The organism is Parendozoicomonas sp. 209JJ7-1 (assembly GCF_058147085.1).
In genome coordinates, this window is sequence record NZ_JBYVJU010000117.1 from 1 (window position 1) to 661 (window position 661).

1 protein-coding gene is annotated in these 661 nt (G+C 38.9%); it reads right to left on the minus strand.

Annotation, left to right across the window (positions count from 1 at the left end):
* Positions 1-56 precede the first annotated feature (56 nt).
* Positions 57-611: a pyridoxamine 5'-phosphate oxidase family protein gene (locus ACY2RQ_RS19640; protein WP_490114707.1), complete on the minus strand. Its 555-nt coding sequence runs from the start codon at positions 609-611 to the stop codon at positions 57-59.
* Between the last annotated feature and the right edge of the window lie 50 nt (positions 612-661).

Genomic DNA, 661 nt, shown 5'->3' on the forward strand with positions numbered 1-661 from the left:
TAACGCCTGCATCAGGTGCGCCGAAGGCGTCACCTGGATGCACTTGTTATGCCTGTTCAGGTTTTACTCAGTTCTTTAATGTTTGTTGGTTTACCATCAAGGCTGATTTGATTCCTATTTTCCCAGTATTCCTCTATGCCGTCTTGACCTTTATTCTTTGTCCAATTATTGAGTATTTCTCTATCTTCCTGATATTCATAGAGAGGAACAGAGAAACCACAAGACGATTGAACTAACTCTATATTGAGAATGAAAATTTGTCTTGCACCAGCCTGTGAAGGAAATAATTCAAGATATTCAGCCCATTTAGGGCTGCTTTTATGTAAGACTGTTGCTTGCCCATACAAACGCAAAATTTCAGGTTTCCCCGTGAATGCACAAAACATGATGGTCATTCTTGGTAGTTCTTGGACATGAGCTGAAGTTTCATTTCCACTACCAGTGAGGTTTAACCATAAGACGGTTTTCTCATCAAGAACCCGAAATGAGTCCATACCTTTCGGTGAAATGTTTACTTTTCCTGAGCTTGCTGCTGTACCAACAAAGAACATTTTTTGATCTGATATAAATTCTTGCTGTTCATTCGACAGCTTTTCAAATTGCTTTCCCATAATAAATACCGATCAATTTTTAATGTGTTTTGATGTTTGCACCAAGGGCA

What these genes read in the sequence shown, in the direction of transcription:
- ACY2RQ_RS19640 (WP_490114707.1), bottom strand. Translation starts at nt 611, where the DNA reads ATGGGAAAGCAATTTGAAAAGCTGTCGAATGAACAGCAAGAATTTATA.